The 18,774-nt window shown below is 65.8% G+C and carries 18 protein-coding genes and 1 tRNA gene; 8 read left to right on the forward strand and 11 right to left on the reverse strand.

Features of this window, described 5'->3' with window-relative positions; all coding sequences use genetic code 11:
• Positions 1-114 precede the first annotated feature (114 nt).
• Complete coding sequence (locus tag GDN70_RS29405; protein ID WP_028144069.1) at positions 115-1,092, forward strand: LysR family transcriptional regulator; 978 nt, start codon at positions 115-117, stop codon at positions 1,090-1,092.
• Positions 1,093-1,321: 229 nt separating this feature from the next.
• Here GDN70_RS29405 and GDN70_RS29410 read toward each other — a convergent pair whose 3' ends face one another.
• Positions 1,322-2,218, reverse strand: coding sequence for an NAD(P)-dependent oxidoreductase (locus tag GDN70_RS29410; RefSeq protein ID WP_028144070.1), 897 nt, complete (start codon positions 2,216-2,218; stop codon positions 1,322-1,324).
• Positions 2,215-2,739: a dTDP-4-dehydrorhamnose 3,5-epimerase gene (gene rfbC / locus GDN70_RS29415; RefSeq protein ID WP_152103362.1), complete on the reverse strand. Its 525-nt coding sequence runs from the start codon at positions 2,737-2,739 to the stop codon at positions 2,215-2,217. The genes GDN70_RS29410 and rfbC overlap by 4 nt, the downstream gene beginning before the upstream one ends.
• Positions 2,740-2,891: 152 nt before the next feature.
• On the opposite strand from rfbC, the gene GDN70_RS29420 reads away from it, so the two are divergent.
• Positions 2,892-4,124, forward strand: coding sequence for a class I SAM-dependent methyltransferase (locus GDN70_RS29420; RefSeq protein ID WP_038951135.1), 1,233 nt, complete (start codon positions 2,892-2,894; stop codon positions 4,122-4,124).
• Between the two features lie 14 nt (positions 4,125-4,138).
• On the opposite strand, the gene GDN70_RS29425 is transcribed toward GDN70_RS29420, so the two are convergent.
• From GDN70_RS29425 to GDN70_RS29455, 5 genes are all read right to left on the reverse strand, one after another.
• A complete protein-coding gene (locus tag GDN70_RS29425; RefSeq protein ID WP_028144073.1) occupies positions 4,139-4,336 on the reverse strand; it encodes a hypothetical protein in 198 nt (65 codons plus the stop codon).
• A gap of 138 nt (positions 4,337-4,474) precedes the next feature.
• Entirely contained in the window at positions 4,475-4,810 is a 336-nt protein-coding gene (locus GDN70_RS29430) for a DUF4118 domain-containing protein (RefSeq protein ID WP_244429233.1), read from the reverse strand.
• A gap of 230 nt (positions 4,811-5,040) precedes the next feature.
• Positions 5,041-6,234: an MFS transporter gene (locus GDN70_RS29435; protein ID WP_038951133.1), complete on the reverse strand. Its 1,194-nt coding sequence runs from the start codon at positions 6,232-6,234 to the stop codon at positions 5,041-5,043.
• Positions 6,235-6,287: 53 nt separating this feature from the next.
• The gene (locus GDN70_RS29440; protein WP_038951132.1) at positions 6,288-6,842 is read right to left on the reverse strand and encodes a TetR/AcrR family transcriptional regulator; all 555 of its coding nucleotides are present in this window, start codon (positions 6,840-6,842) and stop codon (positions 6,288-6,290) included.
• Positions 6,843-7,999: 1,157 nt separating this feature from the next.
• On the reverse strand, positions 8,000-8,959 hold the full coding sequence (locus tag GDN70_RS29455) for an N-carbamoyl-D-amino-acid hydrolase (RefSeq protein ID WP_038951192.1): 960 nt from the start codon (positions 8,957-8,959) through the stop codon (positions 8,000-8,002).
• Positions 8,960-9,223: 264 nt separating this feature from the next.
• Between GDN70_RS29455 and GDN70_RS29460 the strand changes: the two genes are divergently transcribed.
• Positions 9,224-9,448 carry a hypothetical protein gene (locus tag GDN70_RS29460; protein ID WP_028141616.1) on the forward strand — a complete coding sequence of 75 codons (225 nt, stop codon included), beginning with the start codon at positions 9,224-9,226 and terminating at the stop codon, positions 9,446-9,448.
• Positions 9,449-9,683: 235 nt separating this feature from the next.
• Positions 9,684-10,010: a hypothetical protein gene (locus tag GDN70_RS29465; protein WP_038951193.1), complete on the forward strand. Its 327-nt coding sequence runs from the start codon at positions 9,684-9,686 to the stop codon at positions 10,008-10,010.
• A gap of 31 nt (positions 10,011-10,041) precedes the next feature.
• Here GDN70_RS29465 and GDN70_RS29470 read toward each other — a convergent pair whose 3' ends face one another.
• From GDN70_RS29470 to GDN70_RS29485, 4 genes are all read right to left on the reverse strand, one after another.
• A complete protein-coding gene (locus GDN70_RS29470; RefSeq protein ID WP_028141618.1) occupies positions 10,042-11,313 on the reverse strand; it encodes an MFS transporter in 1,272 nt (423 codons plus the stop codon).
• A 283-nt stretch (positions 11,314-11,596) separates the two neighbouring features.
• Positions 11,597-12,955 (reverse strand): sigma-54 dependent transcriptional regulator, encoded by a 1,359-nt coding sequence (locus GDN70_RS29475; protein ID WP_038951195.1) that lies wholly within the window; start codon positions 12,953-12,955, stop codon positions 11,597-11,599.
• Positions 12,952-14,739, reverse strand: coding sequence for an ATP-binding protein (locus GDN70_RS29480; protein WP_049806750.1), 1,788 nt, complete (start codon positions 14,737-14,739; stop codon positions 12,952-12,954). Before GDN70_RS29480 ends, GDN70_RS29475 begins: the two co-directional genes overlap by 4 nt.
• Positions 14,740-15,015: 276 nt before the next feature.
• Positions 15,016-15,092 (reverse strand) — tRNA-Pro (locus GDN70_RS29485).
• A gap of 50 nt (positions 15,093-15,142) precedes the next feature.
• Between GDN70_RS29485 and GDN70_RS29490 the strand changes: the two genes are divergently transcribed.
• The 4 genes from GDN70_RS29490 to GDN70_RS29505 all read left to right on the forward strand — a co-directional run bounded on the left by GDN70_RS29490 (position 15,143) and on the right by GDN70_RS29505 (position 18,711).
• Positions 15,143-16,150: an L-threonylcarbamoyladenylate synthase gene (locus tag GDN70_RS29490; RefSeq protein WP_162131358.1), complete on the forward strand. Its 1,008-nt coding sequence runs from the start codon at positions 15,143-15,145 to the stop codon at positions 16,148-16,150.
• Positions 16,151-16,251: 101 nt separating this feature from the next.
• The gene (locus GDN70_RS29495; RefSeq protein ID WP_038972095.1) at positions 16,252-17,679 is read left to right on the forward strand and encodes an FAD-binding oxidoreductase; all 1,428 of its coding nucleotides are present in this window, start codon (positions 16,252-16,254) and stop codon (positions 17,677-17,679) included.
• Positions 17,676-18,119 (forward strand): GNAT family acetyltransferase, encoded by a 444-nt coding sequence (locus GDN70_RS29500; RefSeq protein ID WP_038972096.1) that lies wholly within the window; start codon positions 17,676-17,678, stop codon positions 18,117-18,119. The genes GDN70_RS29495 and GDN70_RS29500 overlap by 4 nt, the downstream gene beginning before the upstream one ends.
• 10 nt (positions 18,120-18,129) lie before the next feature.
• On the forward strand, positions 18,130-18,711 hold the full coding sequence (locus GDN70_RS29505) for an NUDIX domain-containing protein (protein WP_028141623.1): 582 nt from the start codon (positions 18,130-18,132) through the stop codon (positions 18,709-18,711).
• Positions 18,712-18,774 lie beyond the last annotated feature (63 nt).

An 18,774-nucleotide genomic window follows, 5' to 3' on the forward strand; every position in this document is an offset into this window, starting at 1 on the left:
GCATCCCCTTTGCCGGCGCCGTATCCAGTTCCCTCCCCTCTGGAGGTCGGTACGGTCAGTCCCGGCATCAGGAGATTGACAGGGGCGGCTTAATAAGGAAAATTTCTATTCATAATGAGCGTCAAAGAATTTTCTTATAATGGCCCCAGCCATGCGGCGGCCCAGCTCCGGCATCTGACGATCCGGCAGCTGCGCTCGCTTGCGGCGCTCTCGGCCAAAGGCAGCGTGACGGCGGCGTCCGGGCATCTCGGGCTGACCCAGCCGGCCGTGACCCAGCAACTCCGCCAGCTTCAGGATCTCGCCGGCCTGCCGCTGGTGCAGCGGACCGGCGACGGCATGCTGCTGACGGAGGCGGGCAAGGAGGTCTTGACGCTGGCCGAGCGGGTCGAGGCCGCCATCATGGACTGCCAGGGCGCGCTCGACCTGCTCGCCGGGCGGACCGGCGGCACCGTGCATCTCGGCGCGGTCTCGACCGCGAAATATTTCGTGCCGCACGCGATCGCGGCGTTCTCCAAGCGGTACCCCAAGATCGAGATCAAGCTCACCATCGGCAACCGCGAGGAGATCCGCGAGGCCATGCACGGCTATGACCTCGATTTCGCGGTGATGGGTCGGCCACCGGCCGACGTCACGGTCGACGTCCGCCAGCTCGGGCGCAATCCGCACATCATCGTCGCGCGCAAGGGGCACTGGCTGGAGAACGATTCCGGCCTCAACCTGACCGACCTCGTCCACGAGACCTTCCTCACTCGCGAGCCCGGCTCGGGCACGCGGACGCTGATGGAGGGCATGTTCCAGAAGTCCGACCTCGAGCCGATCATCGGCATGGAGATGAGCAGCAACGAGACCATCAAGCAGGCCGTGATCGCCGGGCTCGGCATCGCCTTCATCTCGGCCCACACCGTGGCGCATGAGCTGACCGAGGGCCGACTCATCGTGCTCGACGTCGCGGGCCTGCCGATCGTGCGGCAATGGTACGTGATCCGCCGCAGCGACAAGGTGCTGCTGCCGCCGGCGCAGGCGATGTTCGATTTTCTGGGCTCGGAAGGGTCGAACTACCTGCCCGACGTGCCCGAGTTCGGCGGACGATGATCCGCCCGCGCTCAGCTCATCAGCTTCATGGCAACCGTCGCCGCCAGAATCACGATGATCTGGAGCAGACGCTCCGTCGTGAAGATGCGGTTGAACGTGATCATCGCTTGCCCCGGCCGACGTGAGGGAGATTTCGGTCGGCCCGTTGCTAGCACAGGCGGGCAGCCAGACAACTCCGTAATTGCCACAGGTGCCGCTTGCCGCCGGCCTGTTGCGAGGAGACCGCACGTCATCCCCTCCCCGGCTGACGGTCGATCCACCACGCAACATCGCGCGCGGCGCCCTCCTGGAATCCGACGACCGGCACGCCTGCAGTCACGCCGCGGAGGCGGCGGACGTCGGCGGCAATGATCGGCTCGGCGTCGATGCCCGTTGCATCGACGGCGCCGAACCTGGCCAGATGGCGTGCTTCGAGGAGACCTGCGACATGCTCGATCACGCTGCGCAGGCTGCGCGTCTCGCCACTGGCGAGATTGACGACGCCGGAGAGCTCGCTGTCGAGCACGGCGGCGATCATCTGCGCGAGGTCATCGACATAGACGAAATCGCGAAGCTGCCCGCCATGCGAGCAATCGAAATGCTGTCCCGCGCGAAGGCTCCGGATCAGCGAGGGGATCAGGCGCGCCTCGGGCTCGTGCGGCCCGAACGGGACAAACACGCGGCCCCAGGCGGCGCCTGCCGCGATATAGGCTTCGGCCGTCGCGAGCTTGGCTTGTCCGTACAGTGTCGTGGGACGGCATTGACTCACCTGCTCCTCGCACGGGCCGCTCTGCGGTCCGTATTCGAGGCAGCTTCCGATGCCGAGGATGCGCTGGGTGCCGCGGGCTCGCGCACGTGACAACAGGTCAATGCTCGCCTCGGCCCACAACCGATTGACGGGATCCTCGCGATAGCGGCCCGGCCGCACCTCCCATGCGAGATGAACGAGATGCGTCGGCCGCGATGCCGACAGCGCATGTACGCGGCCGGCTTCGGTGAGGAGATCGGCCGCATGCCATGTCACACCGGCCACCGCCGATTGAGTCGCGCGCGTGACGCCGTGCACCTCGAAGCCGCGACCAGTCAGCACAGGCAACAGCGCACGACCGACGAAGCCGGACGCGCCCGTGACCAACACCCGCCTCATGCGAGACACGGCAGCGCGCGGTCGCGCGCGGACAGAATAGGATCGGCAAGCGGCCAGTCGATCGCGAGCGATGGATCGTCCCAGCGAATGCCGGCCGCGCCTTGCGCGTCATAGGGCACATCGATGCAATACATCAGCTCGGTGCCCTCAGTGAGCGTCTGGAAGCCGTGCGCGCATCCAGCGGGAATGAATACGGCATTGCCACGGCCGGCGGCGAGCTCGACCGAGCACCATTGTCCGTAGGTCGGCAGCGACCGGCGCAGATCGACGATCACGTCGAACGCGCGGCCGGCAACGCACCGCACCAGCTTGGCCTCCGGCCGGCCGGCCTGGTAGTGCAGGCCGCGCAACGTGCCGGCGCGCTCGTTATGCGAGAGGCTGTGTTGCGCGAAATGCGTCGGCAGGCCCTGCGCCGCGAAGGCCTCAGTGTCGAACAGCCGGGCGAAGAATCCGCGCGCGTCGGTCTCCGGCTCGATCCCGATTTCAACCACGCCTGGCAGCGCCAATGCAGTGAACTTCATCCCGGGCCCCCGCACCGCGACGCCGCCGTTGCGAACGTCGGTTCACCGAAACGCCTTTTGGGTTGCATCATGCGCAACGTTGTCGGAGTTTCCGTGGCTTGGGAGAATTCACTAACAGCCGCGGCACGACGGCACAACCGGACGATCCGTTCATGGACAGGCATCGATGCCGCTTTTGCGCGCGGGAGCTCGATGAGACCTTCGTCGATCTCGGCCTGTCGCCTTTGGCGAATTCCTTCGTGCCGCCGGAGCGGGCGGAGGCGACTGAGCCGACCTATCCGCTGCATGCCCGTGTGTGCCCCGCCTGCGGACTGGCGCAGCTTCCGCAATTCGAGCCTGCGGCCAACATCTTCGAGCAGTATCTGTATTATTCGTCCTATTCCGAGAGCTGGCTCCGGCATGCGGAGAGCTATGCCGCCGAGATGGTCGTCCGTGCGAAGCTCGGCGCAGCGTCCGAGGTGATCGAGATCGCCAGCAACGATGGATATCTGCTGCAATATTTCCTGCGCGCCGGCATCCGTGCGCTCGGCATCGAGCCGGCCAGCGGTCCGGCGGCCGCTGCGATCGCCAAGGGGATTCCGACCCGGATCTGCTATTTCGGCCGCGACGTCGCGACCGCGCTGCGCGCCGAAGGTCATAGGCCCGAGCTGATCGTCGCCAACAACGTGCTGCCGCACGTCCCTGATATCAACTATTTCGTCGCGGGCCTGCGCATTCTCCTGCCCGAGACCGGACGCGCCACGCTGGAGCTTCCGCATCTGTTGCACCTGATCGAAGGCATCCAGTTCGACACGATCTATCACGAGCATCTGTCGTACTTCTCGCTCGCGACCCTGGAGAGGGTCTTTCGCGCACACGCCTTGCGCGTCTTCGACGTGGACGAATTGCCGACGCATGGCGGCTCGCTCCGTCTGCATGTCTGCAGCGAGAACGCGCCTCGGAGCGCCTCGCTTGCACTCGAGAGCTTGCGCCGGCGCGAGACCCTGGCAGGGCTCGACCGGCCGGCGAGCTATCGTGATTTCCAGGCGAAGGTGGCGGCCAAGCGCGAGACGATCCGCGACTTTCTCGTCGCGGCGCGGCGCGCGGGCAAGACGGTGCTGGCCTATGGCGCGCCTGCGAAGGGCAACACGCTGCTCAATTATTGCGACGTCACGCGTGAGCTGATTCCGTTCACCGTGGACCGCAATCCGCATAAGCAGGGCCTGCTGCTTCCGGGATCGCATCTGCCGATCCGCGATCCCGCCGCCCTGATCGCGGCCAGGCCCGATTACGTCTTCATCCTGCCCTGGAATCTGAAGGACGAGATCATCGCCCAGCTGGCGGAGGTTCGCGCCTGGGGCGGACAATTCGTGGTGCCCGCGCCCGATCTGACGATCATATCGTGAGCGATGGTTAACAATCAGGCTGCGAGCGGAGCGGCGTAGTCCGCGCGCAACGCGAAATAGGCTTCCAGCTCCGACAACGCCCGCGCTTCCCAATCGCTCGCCTGCTCCAGCAGCGACCAGCTCTGGCCCGGGCGGAACGCAGCGGTCTGGCGATAAAGCGATGCGATGCCGCGATAGCGGCGCACATTCTCCAAGATGGCTTGACCGTTCATGTCCGAAAACTCCCTCGTCATTCCCGGGGGAGAAACTGCGGCCAAATCTTTTTCGAAAAGTTAGCGGCGCGCGGCAAGCTTGCGGATGGTTGCCGGACTGTTGCGCGGACGCAACGTGCACGGCCGGGCAAGGGCGAATTATTGCGGATTCGTTGCCGCGCTCTCGCCCGGGGACTTCAACCCGCCCTGGCGGACGATCCTCATGGTCTCGCGGCAGAGATCGGCGAGGCCAATCAGCAGCACCGCGAGCAGGCAGAACAGGTTGATGGCATCGGTATTTGCGTTGCTCAGCGCGTTGAACTCGAAGAAGGGCGGAATGAACGCCCACCACACCAGGGGAATGGTGAACAGCGCGGCAAACCCCGCCGCCGGCGTACCCGCAACGATGCCGAGTATGAACAGGCCGGGCAGGAACGCTGCAAAATAGAGCTTTGCGCCGAGCGCAACGCAAATGCCCTGAAACGCAGCCGACATGGCGACAACGACGCATCCGAGCAGAAACGCCTGCCACGACCATGGCCGTACCCGCGGTACGCCAAACAGTCCCGCACGCCTCATCAGCCTCCCCCTGCCGCCCATTAACCGGGCCCGCTTGAGACCAAAGTACTACAGCAGCACCGGAATCGCGAGATGCAAATTGCATCACCCGGCTGCCTCCCGCGGCCTGGTAAACGGCCGCATCGCACAATTGCTGTGGCCGGCGGCTATTCGATCGCCGCATAGAGCAAGCCGATGACGGGCAGAGCGAGGCCGATGGCCGATGCGAGCGTCCAGCCACCTTGCGCGAAAGCCCAGGCGCCGACCGCGGAGCCGGCCGCGCCGGCGGTGAAGAACGTCGCCATGTAGAGGCCGTTGAGGCGGCTGCGGTGCTCGTGCCCGAGCGCGAAGATGGCGCGGAAGCCGAGCACGACATTGCCCTGGACGCCGACGTCGATGGCAATTGCCGCCGCGACCAGACAGACCAGGTTCAGCATCGAGCCGGGCGCGCCGAGATAGGTCACGAGGAAGCCCCCGGCCGCGAGCAGCATCGCGACCAGCGTCGCGATGCGGCTATGGCCGCGATCGGCGAGCCGTCCGGCGATGGGCGCCGCGAACACGCCGGCCACGCCGGCCAGCGCAAACAGCGCGATGCCGCGCTGGGTGAAGCCGAACGCGTCGGCGAGCTGGAGCGGTGCCACCGTCCAGAACAGGGTGAAGCAGCCGAACAGGCTGGCCTGGTAGAGCGCCCGGCGCCGCAGCAGCGGCGTCGCCCGCACCAGATGCGGCATCGACAGCAACAGTTCGCCATAGTGCATCCGCGTCACCGGCTTGCGGTTCGGCAGCGTCATCCAGAGCACGGCCGTCAGCACGATCATCAGCGCGGCGGAGGCGAAGAACACCGCGTGCCACGACAGCGCCGAGGTGACGAAGCTCGACACCGGACGCGCCAGCATGATGCCGAGCATCAGGCCGGTCGAGACGTTGCCGACGACACGGCCGCGGATGGCTTCCGGCGCCAGATGCGCGGCATAGGGAATGATGATCTGAACCGCGACCGAACCGAGGCCGATGAACAGCGCGGCGATCAGGAACGGCAACGCATGGGTGGCGAACGCGGCGGCGAGCAGCGCCGCCGCGCCGAGCGTGATGACGGAGCAGATCAGGATACGGTTCTCGACGAGATCGCCGAGCGGCACGATCAGCAGCAGCCCGGTGCCGTAGCCGATCTGCGTCATGGTGACGATCAGCCCGCCAGCTGCGTGCGACAGGCCGAGCGCGGCGCTGATCGGGGCGATCAGCGGCTGCGCATAGTAGATGTTGGCCGCGATCATGCCGCAGGCCGCGGCAAGCACGAAGGTCAGGCGCTGCGACACCGCATCCGGTTCGGGTGCGGTCTCGATCGTGGCATTCATCGTCATGACGCATAGTCTCCGAGAAATCGGGAACGATCATTTCCTAATATGACACAAATTCAGGCGAGCAGTTTCATCGCGACGCCGACGAGGCGGGCTCCGTCGAGCGGCAGACGCGCCTTGCCGACGACACGCAGGCCCTGCGTGATGCAGATCATCAGCCGCGCGGTGTCGTCGGCCGCGACATGACCGGGAATCGAGCCGTCGACCTGCCCCTCGCGAATGAGGCCGGCGATGAAATCTTCGTTGGTCTCGAGCTGCGCGGCGACGCGGGCGGCGACGACGGAATCGACCGCCGACAATTCGACCGCACTGCCGACCACGAGGCAGCCGCGCCGTCCCTCGGCGCCCTGGGACTGCGCGACATAGGACAGCAGCACATGGCGCAGTCGCTCACGGCCGTTTTTGCCGTGCGCGGCGGCGCCGCGGGTCTGCTCCTGGCGCAGCGCCGTATAGCGCTCGAAGGCGGCCAGGAACACCGCATGCTTGTCGCGAAACGCCTTGTAGATGCTCCCCGTCGCCAGCCGCATCGCCGCGGTAAGGTCGCCGATGGAGGTCGCATGATAGCCGCGCTCACGAAACACCCGCACGGCGCGGTCCAGCGCCGTATCCATGTCGAATTCCCGGGGACGACCGGGCGGACGGGCGGCAGACGGCGATCGGCGGGCGGCTTTTTGCATTGCGGGATAATAGGGAATGATTGTTTCCTAATAAAGACAATTGGTTGTGATGGGGGAGATCGGGTGGTCGGATAAGCAGGCCCCGGGCCTCGTGTCCCGGACAAGCAGCAACGCGAAGCGTTGCGGCGCAGAGCCGGGACCCAGAAGGCGACAGGGCGCGATGCGGATGGATGGGCCCCGGCTCTGCAGCGCACCGCCCCGGACGATGCTTCGCATCGCCCGAGCGCTGCGCTGCGTCCGGGGCACGCGAGCGGAGTGCGGCGATCGCCCTCTCCACCGTCATCGCGACGAGCTCTAGCGACGAAGCAATGACGGTGTATGAGGCGATGGCTCGTTCTCCAAGTGCGCAGTGCCGTAGGGTGGGCAAAGGCGCATAGCGCCGTGCCCACGATCTCTCTCCATAAGCAACAAGACGTGGGCACGCTGCGCTTTGCCCACCCTACGATATCGAGTTTGTGGCACGCAGCTCAGCTCACAGACACGCCTTCGCGTCCTCGCGGCGGATTTCGCCCGAGCTTTGCTTCAACTCTCCACCCTCCAATCCAAGAGGGCGCAGGGAAGGCCGGGTGCCGGTTCGCACCCGCGGTCCGCTGCGCGAAATGCACACGCAGGAAGAACCGCACAGCAGCATACAGGTGGTGCCGATCACTCGGCCTTCCCTGCGCGATGGTCGGACGGCTTATGCCGTGATCTCCCGGGAGCCGAACTTTCCTTCTGGCCTCCCTCGCTCCCGCGAATTGGATGATGCAGTCTGCCCGGTTGGGCTCGCTCGCACCTTCGCAGGACTTGACCGTAGCAACGACGGCCAGGACCACACGGTTTTGCCGTACGCGTTCAGCGTCGCTCGTCCGCACGCGGTTTCGGGCTCACAGGGACTACCCGCCCTGCCCGCTACCATCTCGTGCCGACGCTGTCGCGTCCACCGCAACCCGGCTCGCGAAACGTGACGACGCGCGATCGCCCCTCAAGGTCAAGCCGGGATGGGCAACACATACGCCGAAACCGAATTTCGGTAAAGTGGAATATTTCTGCGCGCGTGGATTGACAGAGGGCGACACAGCCCTCTCCGCTCCGTCAAGTCAGGATGGAGATCACCCCTTCCGCAACACCGGCGTCCCATGCGCCGTCGTCGTCACGCCCTTCCGTTCCACGATCATCCCATAAGCCTGCGGCTGGCGGTGAAGGTCGAAATTGAAGGTGGTGCGCTTGTAGGAGTTGCAGAGGTCGAGATCGCAGCGCGCCAGCGCGATCTCGTCGCCCTTGGTCGTGCATCGCGCGATGATCTCGCCCGAGGGCGCGATGATGCAGCTGCCGCCGATGTGATCCACGCCCTCCTCGACGCCGGCCTTGGCGACGCCGACCACGAAAGTGCCGTTCTGGTAGGCGCCGGCCTGCATCACCAGATGGTTGTGGAACAGCGAGAGATCGTCATGCTCGGGCGCGGGCGGATTGTGCACCGGCGTGTTGTAGCCGATCAGCACCATCTCGACGCCCTGCAGGCCCATCACCCGGTAGGTCTCGCTCCAGCGGCGGTCGTTGCAGATCGCCATGCCCATCACGCCGCCGAAGGCCTCGGTCACGCCAAAACCGCTGCCCGGCTCGAAGTAGCGCTTTTCCAGATGCTGAAATTTCCGCCACGGCTCGGGCTCGGCATGGCCGGGCAGATGGACTTTGCGATACTTCGAGACGATCGCGCCGCTCTCGTCGACCAGAATGGACGTGTTGTAGCGCCTGACGACATCGGCCTCGACCGTCAGTTCGGCATAGCCGAGATAAAAGCCGATACCGATCTCGCGGGCGAGATCGAACAGGGCACGCGTCTCCGGCCCCGGCATCTCGCGCTCGAAAAAACTGTCGATCTCGGCCTGATCCTCAAAATACCAGCGCGGAAAAAACGTCGTCAGCGCAAGCTCGGGATAGACGATCAGATCGCAGCCGCAGGCTTTCGCCTCGCGCATCAAGGCCATCAGCCGGGCGACAACTTCCGTCCTGCTCGCGGTCCTTGCGATCGGGCCAAGCTGGCCGGCTGCGATAGTTACGAATCTCGCCACGCCTCATTCCCTCGTCTTCCGGAGTGCATCGGGCCTGAGCCTATCTAGCAGCGCACCGCGCGCACAGGCCGGCTCGACCCATCGTCGCGATGAGGCACAATCAAATTCCATGCCTGTGGGTATCATTGTGCAGCGGCCGGCGGCCGCGCCTCAAAACGTTGCGAATCTGCAACGGTTCCCCGCGATCTGAAGCCGGACAAAACAAACTCCCATTCCGGCCACGAACCGCTCTCACAAGGCCGTGAGACTAGCAGGGGAACGACGATGCGTGCACAACGCGTTTGGAAAGTGAATGGAGATGCCAGCATCGGGCAGCTCCAGTCGAGACTGGACGATCTGAACAAGCGTCTCGGTCAACTCGAAAACCAGCATCCGGAGAGCTGGAAACTCGAGGAACTGAGAGCGAGCGCGCTCAGCCTGTCCCGCGAGATCGACGACATCCGCTGCGCCGAGGCGACGGCGGCATTGAGCGAGTTGCTGCGGAAGTAGTCACCCCCTGGCGATTCGGCGTTGGCGCCAGCGAAACCCGTCGCTCCCTCTCAGTCGCGCGAGGAACCAACCTCTCTCGCCGTCATTTCCATGAGAGCATGGAGCACGATCATGACCAGGCACCTGACGCGAACCCATCTCGCGCGCGGCGTGGCCGGCGCGGTATCCACGCTGGTCCTGTGCGGGACGGCGGCCTTCGCCCTCGCGCGCCATTTCGCGCTGTAAGGGATTTCGCATGACGTCCGATCCCGAGGAGCAGGTGAGGCTGCAAGGTTTTGGCGAGATGACGCTACGCACGGCGATCGCGACGCTGACGGCGCTCGCGCCGCGGGAGCAATCGGAGGCTGCGATCTTCCGGGTGCGTGACGGCGTGCGTCTCGCGCAAAGCGAGATCGCCGAACTCGCGTCGAGCTGGGACATACCTGCGACGCCTGAAGTCAGGTCCCCAAAACTCGTCCCCGAACAGCACTGGCCCGACATCGTTCGCGGCATGGTGCGCGAAGCGCCGCTGCCGGCGCTGCTGGTGGCGTTTCTGGTGGGGGTGGTGGTGGCAAGGCGGTGAGGAACCCCACCGCCCGCCCGGGGACCCCGACCTATTCGTGACGATCCATCGCGGACGTCGCCTTGGTGTCGCGCATCGTCAGATAGACCAGCAGCGAAACCGCGATGCAGCCGGTCAGATACCAGTAGAACCAGCTTTCGTGGCCGATCGACTTGAACCATAACGCGATCGATTCGGCGGTACCGCCGAAGATCGAGACGGTCAGCGCATAGGGCACCCCGACGCCCGTTGCGCGTACGCTGGTCGGAAACAGTTCCGCCTTCACCACCGCATTGATCGCAGTATAGCCCGACACGATCATCCAGGCGGCGGCGATCAGCAGGAAGGCGGAAAATGCATCGTGCGTGGCCTGCAGCGTCGTCAGCAACGGAATGGTGAACAACGTGCCGGATACGCCGAAGCCGATCAGCAGCCATTTGCGCCCGATGCGGTCGGAGATCGCACCGTAGACCGGTTGCAGCACCATCGCGAAGACGAGGCTTCCCGCTGTCACCATGGTGGTCTGGTCGTCGGTCAGCTTCACCGACAGGCGGAGGAATTTCTGCATATAGGTGGTGTAGGTGTAGAACGCCGCCGTGCCGCCCATGGTCAGCCCCACCACGAGCATCAGCTCACGCGGGTAGTTCAGCAGCGCGCGGATCGAGCTGGATTTCTTCACCGCGGCCTGGCTGCTCTTGAAGGCGTCAGTTTCGTGCAGATTGCTCCGCATCAAGGCCGCGACGACCGCGAGCACGGCACCGAACGCAAATGGCACGCGCCAGCCCCAGGCCCGGATCTCCTCAGTCGAGAGAAACACCTTCTGCAGGAGAAGCAGCACGAGGATGGCGCAGAGCTGCCCGCCGATCAGGGTCACGTACTGGAAGCTGGAGTAGAAGCCGCGATTCTTCTCGTCGGCGACCTCACTGAGATAGGTGGCGCTGGTGCCGTATTCGCCGCCGAGGCTCAGCCCCTGCAGGACCCGCGCGAGGCCGAGGATGACGGGAGCGGCCAGACCGATCGAAGCATAAGTCGGTGTCACCGCAATGATCAGCGACCCGAAGCACATCATCACGACGGACAGCGTCAGCGCGTTGCGCCGGCCATAGCGATCGGCCAGATGGCCGAACATCCAGCCGCCGAGCGGGCGCACCAGGAAGCCCGCAGCAAACAGCAGCGCCGCATTGAGCTGCTGCACCACCTCGTCACCATCAGGGAAGAACGCCTTGGCGAAATACAGGGAGAACGCCGCATAGGCGTAGAAATCGTACCACTCGACGAGATTGCCGACCGAGCCGACGAAGATCGCGCGCAACCGGCGCTTCATGTCGGTGATATCGGCACGCTGCTCCGTGGCGGGCGCTCCGACAGTCTGAATCGAGGCTTCCTGTGAACTCACGACGTCCTCCGCAGATTTATTGGAAAACCGGATGGTTTCGGCGGTGCTTCAGCAACGGCCGTGCCAATCGTGAGCGGCACGCAAAAACGGGGGGAATTGCCGTAAATTGCGCAGTTTTGGAGGAGGACGGCCACGCGAGGGCGGGAGCGTCGGCAAGAATCCGCCGATGCGAATGTCGACATCGGCGGATTTCCGCCGATCAATCGCCGGCTCAGGGCTCCCTGCGGCCGGGCCGCGCCAGCGCGTATTTCGCCATCTTCTCGTTCAGCGTCCGGCGCGGCACGCCGAGCTCCTCGGTGACGGCGGCAATCGACCAGTCATGCTCGCGCAAGGCGGCCTCGATCAGCGCACGCTCGTAGGCCGCAACACGGTCGGCGAGCGACCGCTGCGGCGCTCCCGGTTCGCCGCGTCGAAGGATCTCGGCGACGCTGCGACCGGTCGCGACCAGTCCCAGCGCATAGCGTTCGGCGACGTTCTTCAGCTCGCGCACATTGCCAGGCCAGTCATGCGCGAGCAGCGCATCGAGATCGTCCGCCCGCAGCGGCGACATCGTGCGGCCCGCGCCCTGGGCGGCAGCGGCGGCAAAATGCTCGAACAGCAGCAGGACGTCATTGCCGCGCTCGCGCAGCGCCGGCAGGTGGACCTCCGCCGCCGCAAGACGGAAGTAAAGGTCGGAGCGGAAGCGCCCCTGGCGGCTGTCGGCCGCGAGATCACCCTTGGCTGCCGCGATGACGCGAACGTCGACCGGCAGCAGCTTGTTGGACCCGACCCGCTCGATCGCGCGCTCCTGCAGCGCCCGCAGGATCTTGGCCTGGAACGGAAGCGGCATGCTTTCGATCTCGTCGAGCAACAGCGTGCCGCCGCTCGCGTGCTCGAACTTTCCGATGCGGGCGCCACGTGCGCCGGTGAAGGCGCCGGCCTCATGGCCGAACAATTCGCTTTCAAACAATTCGGCCGGGATCGCGGCGCAGTTCACGGCAACGAAAGGTGCCTTCGCGCGCGGACCGAAATCGTGCAGGGCCCGCGCCACCACCTCCTTGCCGGTTCCGGTCTCGCCGGTGACGATCACGTCGCGATCGTGACCGGCGAGCTCGAGCACGCTGGCGCGCACCGCGACCATCGGCTTCGACAGGCCGATCAGGCGGGCATCGATCTCGCCAGGCGCGGCGAGGCGATCCGAGAGCTGGCGAAGCTGCAATTTCAACTGTCGCCGCTCGATCGCGCGGGTCATGACTGCCGAGAGCAGCTCGGGATCATGAGGCTTCTGCAGGAAATCGTAGGCGCCCTCGCGCATCGCAGCGACCGCCAGAGGCACGTCGCCATGCGCGGTCAGGAGCACGACGGGAATATCAGGATCGGCGCGGCGAATGTCGCGCATCAACTCGAGCCCGGATCGCTGCGGCATGCGAAAATCGGTCAGCACGGCGTCGGGCGGAGTTTCCTTCACGAGGCGCATGGCCTCGTCCGCGCCCGCGGCAACCCGGACCGTGAACCCGCCCAGCTCCAGCCACTGCCGCACCGAATTGCGGACGATCTCCTCGTCGTCGACGACGAGCAAGGACCCGCTCATGCCTGCAGTTCCGATTGCTGGAAAACCGGCGCGACATCCACGACCGGAATGACGACCTTGAAAGTCGAGCCTTTGCCCGGCGCGCTCTCCACCAAGATATCTCCTCCGAACTCCCTGACGATTCCGTACGAGATCGAAAGCCCGAGGCCAAGCCCCTCGCCGATCTCCTTGGTGGTGAAGAACGGGTCGAACAGCGATTTGAGGTGCTCGGGTACGATGCCGGCGCCGGTGTCGCCGACCTCGATCACAGCGCTGTCGTCGCGGCGGCCGAGCCGGACCTGGAGCACCCGCCGCTCGCAATCGCGCATCGCATCGATCGCATTCGACAGCAGATTGACGACGACCTGCTCGAGCCGGATCGGATTGGCAAGGCTATGGAGCGGCTCGGCAGGCGCCTCGCGCACCACCTCGATATGCTCGTGGTCGATGCGGTATTGCAGCAGGCGGACCGCATTGTCGATGACAGGCGCGAGCTCTACGGCGCTGCGCGTCCCGGTCTCCTTGCGCGCGAACATGCGCAGGTGATCGATCAGTGCCATCATGCGCTCGGCGATCGAAGACATCAGGTCGAGGTTGGCGGCCGCGCGATCGACCTCGTTGCGGCGGAGCAGGACGCGACTGCTCGCTACATAGGTGATCAGCGCCGCGAGCGGCTGGTTGATCTCGTGCGCGACGCCGGCAAGCGCCTGGCCGAGGCTCGCGAGCTTGGCGCTCTGCACCAGGCTTTCCATGGTCCGGCGCAGCTCTTCCGTGCGCTCGGCCACGCGCCGCTCGAGAACGTCATGCGCCTCGAGCTTCGCCCTGACGGCCTGCCGCCGCTGCCAGGCAACCAGCACGACCAGCAGCGCGGCGACGAGAGCCAGGACGCTCGCGATCGCGACGGTCGCCGCACTGCGCTTGGCATCCGCGACGTCCGAGAACAGGAGCAGCTTCCAGCCCTGGTCGTGCGGATGGACCTGAAGGGCGTATTCCCCGAGCTCGGCATTACCGCGACCGCGCGCGCGACCGATCTGGATGCGCTGCCGATCGCGCTCGGGCACGAAGATTGGAGCGGCGTCGATCGCCTGACCGAATTGCTGTGCGGCGTTCAGCTCTGCGAGCCGCTCCGCCGGCACCGGGAGCAGCGGACGATATTTCCAGTCCTCGCGGCTGGCGAGGAAGATCACGCCGTTCTCGTCCTCCATCGCCACGAGGTCGCCCGCCCGCGCCCAGTCGGACTCGAGCGAACCGAGATCGATCTTGACCACGGCGACACCGAGGGTTTTGCCGCCCTCCACGATCCGATGCGACAGGAAATAGCCGGGCTGTCCCGTGGTGGCGCCGACGGCGTAGTAATGGCCCTCGCCGGCGCGCATGGCGTCCACGAAATAGGCGCGGAACGCGTAATTGTGTCCGACGAAACTCGAATCCTGGTCGAAATTGCTCGCCGCCAGAGCGAGACCGGTGCTGTCGAGGACATACAGCTCGGCCGATCGAGCTCCCTGGTTGAGCGATTTGAGGTAGCGATTCGCGGCGGCGGTCGCCGATGCGTCATGGGGATCGCGGTAGAGCTCGCGGATGGGATCGGCGAGCGACAGAACCGCCGGCAAATAGCGATAGCGCGCGACGGTCGCGTCGAAGGTGCTTGCAATCAGCGCAAGCCGGTCATTGCCCTCCCGCTGCATGCGCGCGAACCCTGCATCCAGCGCGAGAACGTAGGCCAGCCAGCCCACCGCCGCGATCGCCGCAAGCGCGAGAGCGCCCGTCAGCGTGTGCCGCAGCAGAGCTGGACGAGGAGTTTGCATCTGGGCTCCGGACCGGGACGATATCGCTAGGTAGCATATCGCGCGACCGGCGCCCGAGGGGACCGCCGCGCGGAAAAGGGGCTGCTGGGGGAATGCCGAGCCGTCCGGTCGGTCGGGTCCGGCCCATGGGCCGCAACAAGCCATGCCGCCGCAACAGACCGCCCTGCCCGGCCAAATCGGCCGTGGACCCGATCCCGAAATCGTTGCAAAAAGGCGCTCCCGAGGCGCCGGCGGCCGGTCCGCCAAGCCTCTGGAAAACGTCGACTTTTGGAAGAATGGTCGGAGTGGCAGGATTCGAACCTGCGACCCCTGCGTCCCGAACGCAGTGCTCTACCGGGCTGAGCCACACTCCGACAAGAAGGCGGCTTATAGCGGCGGGTTCGGCGCACTGCAAGCGGCCGGCATGAGGAATTTTGTCCCTGTGAAAACGGGTCTTGAAACGCTGATTTTACCGGCCGGCGAGGCCGGCGTCGAGGCTGCGGCCCGCACGCTGGCCTCCGGCGGGCTGGTCGCGTTTCCGACCGAGACCGTCTACGGGCTCGGGGCGGATGCGGCCAATGCCGCCGCGATCGCCCATCTCTACGCCGCCAAGGGGCGGCCGGCGTTCAATCCGCTGATCGCCCATGTCCCGGACATTGCCGCCGCGCGGCGGATCGGCCGGTTCGACGCGCGCGCGTTGAGGCTCGCGGAAGCGTTCTGGCCGGGACCGCTGACGCTGGTGGTGCCGAAGACGGAGGGCTGCGCGGTGGCCGAGCTCGCCACCGCGGGCCTCGACACGGTCGCGATTCGCATTCCCGCGCACAAGGTGGCGCAGGCGATCCTCCGCGCCTTCGGCGGCGCCGTGGTGGCGCCGTCCGCCAACATCTCCGGCCACGTCTCGCCGACGTTGGCGGCCCATGTCGAGAGCGACTTGTCGGGGCGGATCGACCTGATCGTGGACGGCGGGCCTGTAACGGTCGGCGTCGAATCGACCATTGTCGGCTGCCTCGAGGCACCGATGCTGCTTCGCCCCGGCGGGCTGTCGCGCGAGCGGATCGAGGCTGTGCTGGGCGCCCCCCTGGCCCGGCTGCCGGTGGAGGCCGAGAGCGACGACAGCCAGCCGCTGGCACCGGGCATGCTGGCCTCGCATTACGCGCCGCGCGCCAGCGTGCGGCTTCGCGCGCAGGACGTTGCGCCCGGCGAAGCGCTGCTGGCGTTTGGGTCTGAGCGCCTGCCTGGCGTCGATGCGGCCGTCGCTGTCATCAATTTGTCGCCCACCGGTGATCTCGATGAAGCCGCCGCAAATCTGTTCGGCTATCTTCGCGCCCTCGATGCGAAGGGGCCACGGGCCATCGCGGTGATGACGATCCCCGAAGACGATCTGGGCGAAGCGATCAATGACCGGCTGCGCCGGGCTGCGGTGGCGAGATAGCGCATGATCCGGACCCGAAGGGCCGCGTTGGCGAAAAGTGTGTAGCGGTTTTTCCGATCAGATCATGCGCAAAAGATCAAGAGCGAAGTAGAGACGAGACAATGAACATCAATAAGCCTGCGATCCCTCCACTTGCGCCCGAACTGATCGACCAATTCCGCAAGATCGTCGGCGACAAGCACGCGATCACCGATGCAGCCGACATCGAGCCTTACGTCACCGAGGAGCGCAATCTGTTCCACGGCCGCTCGCCGCTGGTGCTGCGCCCGGGCTCGACGGCGGAGGTTTCCGAAATCTGCAAGCTCGCCTCAGAACACAAGATCGCGCTGGTGCCGCAGGGCGGCAATACCGGGCTCGTCGGTGGGCAGACCCCGCACAATGGCGAGGTGGTGGTGTCGCTGCGGCGGCTCGACAAGATCCGCGAAGTCGACACGGCGTCCAACACCATGACGGTCGAAGCCGGCGTGGTGCTGCAGATCGCGCAAGCGAAGGCGTCCGATGTCGACCGGCTGTTTCCGCTCTCGCTCGGCGCCGAGGGCAGCTGCACCATCGGCGGCAATCTCTCCACCAATGCCGGCGGCACCGCCGCGCTCGCCTATGGCGTGGCGCGCGAGATGGCGCTGGGGCTGGAAGTCGTGCTCGCCGACGGGCGCGTGCTGGGCGTGCTGTCGAAGCTGAAAAAGGACAACACCGGCTACAATCTGCACAATCTCTTCATCGGCGCCGAAGGCACGCTCGGCATCATCACGGCGGCGACCTTGAGGCTGTTTCCGAAGCCGCGGGCGGTCGAGACCGCCTATGTCGGGCTGAAGTCGCCAGCGGCGGCCTTGAAGCTGCTGACCATCGCGCAAAGCGAGGCCGCGAGCGCGCTGACGAGTTTTGAACTATTGTCGGAGATGGCGGTCGATTTCTCGGTGCGGCACGGCATCGACGTGCGCGATCCGCTCAGCGAGAAGCATCCCTGGTACGTGCTGATGGAGTTGTCCTCCCCCGGCGACGACGCCCGCACGCCGCTGGAGACGATCCTCGCCCGCGCCATGGAAGAGGAGATCGTCGACGACGCCGTGATCGCGGCCAACCTCAGCCAGCGCAACAATTTCTGGAAGCTGCGCGAGGAGATGTCGTCGGCGCAGAAGCCGGAGGGCGGCTCGATCAAGCACGACATCTCGGTGCCGATCGCCGCGGTGCCTGAATTCATCGCGGAAGCCAACGCCGCCGTGGTGAAGCTGATCCCGGGCGCGCGGCCGGTGCCGTTCGGCCATCTCGGCGACGGCAATCTGCATTACAATGTCAGCCAGCCGATCGGGGCCGATACCGCGGATTTTCTGGCGCGCTGGCACGACATGAACGCCGTCGTGTTCGAGATCGTGCTGCGCATGGGCGGATCGATCTCGGCCGAGCACGGCATCGGCGTGCTCAAGCGCGACGAGCTGCCCGACGTCAAGGACAAGACCGCGATCGAGCTGATGCGCGCCATCAAGGCGATGCTCGATCCGCTTGGCATCATGAATCCGGGGAAGGTGCTGTGAGCGCTCTTGCGATCGACGCCATCGGGGATGCCGATGTCGAAGAGGTCGTCGCGCTGTGGCAGCGCTGCGGCCTGACGCGGCCCTGGAACGACCCGCATGCCGACATCGCTCTGGCACGGCGGCGCGATAACTCGACCGTGCTGGTCGGGCGCGACGCCGGCGCGATCGTTGCGACCGTCATGGTCGGCCATGACGGCCACCGCGGCTGGGTCTATTACGTCGCGGTCGACCCCGACGGCCGCAAGCGCGGCCATGGCCGCGTCATCATGGCGGCGGCCGAGGACTGGCTGCGCGCGGCCGGAATTTCGAAGCTGCAGCTCCTCGTCCGCCGCGAGAACGCGCAGGCCAATGCGTTCTACGGCTCGCTCGGCTTCGAGCTATCGACATCCGTGATGTTCCAGAAGTGGCTCGACGGCCGCTCCGCCACGCCAAGCAACTGAGATCAGGCAAATGACCATTTCCGACCGCGTCCGCATCAAGGACGTCCGCGTGCTCTCGGACGGCTGGACCACGCTGAAGACCACCACGTTCGAGTACCGGCGCGCCAGTGGCGAGTGGCAGACGCAGCACCGCGAGACCTATGAGCGCGACAACGCCGCCGCCGTGCTGCCCTATAACCGCGCTGGGCGTACCGTGATCCTGGTGCGCCAGTTCCGCCTGCCGGCCTTCATCCGCGGCTACAACGATCTCCTGATCGAGGCCGCCGCCGGCGTGCTCGACAACGCCGAGCCCGAAGAGCGCATCCGCGCCGAGGCCGAGGAGGAGACCGGCTATCGCCTGCACCACGTCCACAAGGTGTTCGAGGCCTTCATGAGCCCCGGCGCCATCACCGAGAAGCTGCATTTCTTCGTCGCCGAGTACGAGCCTTCGATGCGGGTCAGCGACGGCGGCGGCCTGGAGCATGAGGGCGAGGACATCGAGGTGCTGGAGCTTTCGATCGACGAGGCCCTGGCGATGATCGCCGACGGCCGCATCATCGACGCCAAGGCGATCATGCTGCTGCAATATGTGGCGCTGCACGTGTTCAGGTGAGCTTGCTTACCCTCCCCTCCAGGGAAGGGTCAGAGGCGCCGCCCCACCTCATTCTGCAATTCA

Source organism: Bradyrhizobium sp. TM102 (assembly GCF_009176685.1).
GTDB classification, from domain to species: Bacteria; Pseudomonadota; Alphaproteobacteria; order Rhizobiales; family Xanthobacteraceae; genus Bradyrhizobium; species Bradyrhizobium ottawaense.

Coding starts and splice junctions, on each gene's coding strand:
- GDN70_RS29495 (WP_038972095.1), top strand. CDS start 16,252: ATGAACATCAATAAGCCTGCGATCCCTCCACTTGCGCCCGAACTGATC.
- GDN70_RS29440 (WP_038951132.1), bottom strand. CDS start 6,842: ATGGATACGGCGCTGGACCGCGCCGTGCGGGTGTTTCGTGAGCGCGGC.
- GDN70_RS29480 (WP_049806750.1), bottom strand. CDS start 14,739: ATGCAAACTCCTCGTCCAGCTCTGCTGCGGCACACGCTGACGGGCGCT.
- GDN70_RS29465 (WP_038951193.1), top strand. CDS start 9,684: ATGACGTCCGATCCCGAGGAGCAGGTGAGGCTGCAAGGTTTTGGCGAG.
- GDN70_RS29505 (WP_028141623.1), top strand. CDS start 18,130: ATGACCATTTCCGACCGCGTCCGCATCAAGGACGTCCGCGTGCTCTCG.
- GDN70_RS29490 (WP_162131358.1), top strand. CDS start 15,143: ATGAGGAATTTTGTCCCTGTGAAAACGGGTCTTGAAACGCTGATTTTA.
- GDN70_RS29425 (WP_028144073.1), bottom strand. CDS start 4,336: ATGAACGGTCAAGCCATCTTGGAGAATGTGCGCCGCTATCGCGGCATC.
- GDN70_RS29470 (WP_028141618.1), bottom strand. CDS start 11,313: ATGAAGCGCCGGTTGCGCGCGATCTTCGTCGGCTCGGTCGGCAATCTC.
- rfbC (WP_152103362.1), bottom strand. CDS start 2,739: ATGAAGTTCACTGCATTGGCGCTGCCAGGCGTGGTTGAAATCGGGATC.
- GDN70_RS29420 (WP_038951135.1), top strand. CDS start 2,892: ATGGACAGGCATCGATGCCGCTTTTGCGCGCGGGAGCTCGATGAGACC.
- GDN70_RS29410 (WP_028144070.1), bottom strand. CDS start 2,218: ATGAGGCGGGTGTTGGTCACGGGCGCGTCCGGCTTCGTCGGTCGTGCG.
- GDN70_RS29430 (WP_244429233.1), bottom strand. CDS start 4,810: ATGTCGGCTGCGTTTCAGGGCATTTGCGTTGCGCTCGGCGCAAAGCTC.
- GDN70_RS29405 (WP_028144069.1), top strand. CDS start 115: ATGAGCGTCAAAGAATTTTCTTATAATGGCCCCAGCCATGCGGCGGCC.
- GDN70_RS29435 (WP_038951133.1), bottom strand. CDS start 6,234: ATGACGATGAATGCCACGATCGAGACCGCACCCGAACCGGATGCGGTG.
- GDN70_RS29475 (WP_038951195.1), bottom strand. CDS start 12,955: ATGAGCGGGTCCTTGCTCGTCGTCGACGACGAGGAGATCGTCCGCAAT.
- GDN70_RS29460 (WP_028141616.1), top strand. CDS start 9,224: ATGCGTGCACAACGCGTTTGGAAAGTGAATGGAGATGCCAGCATCGGG.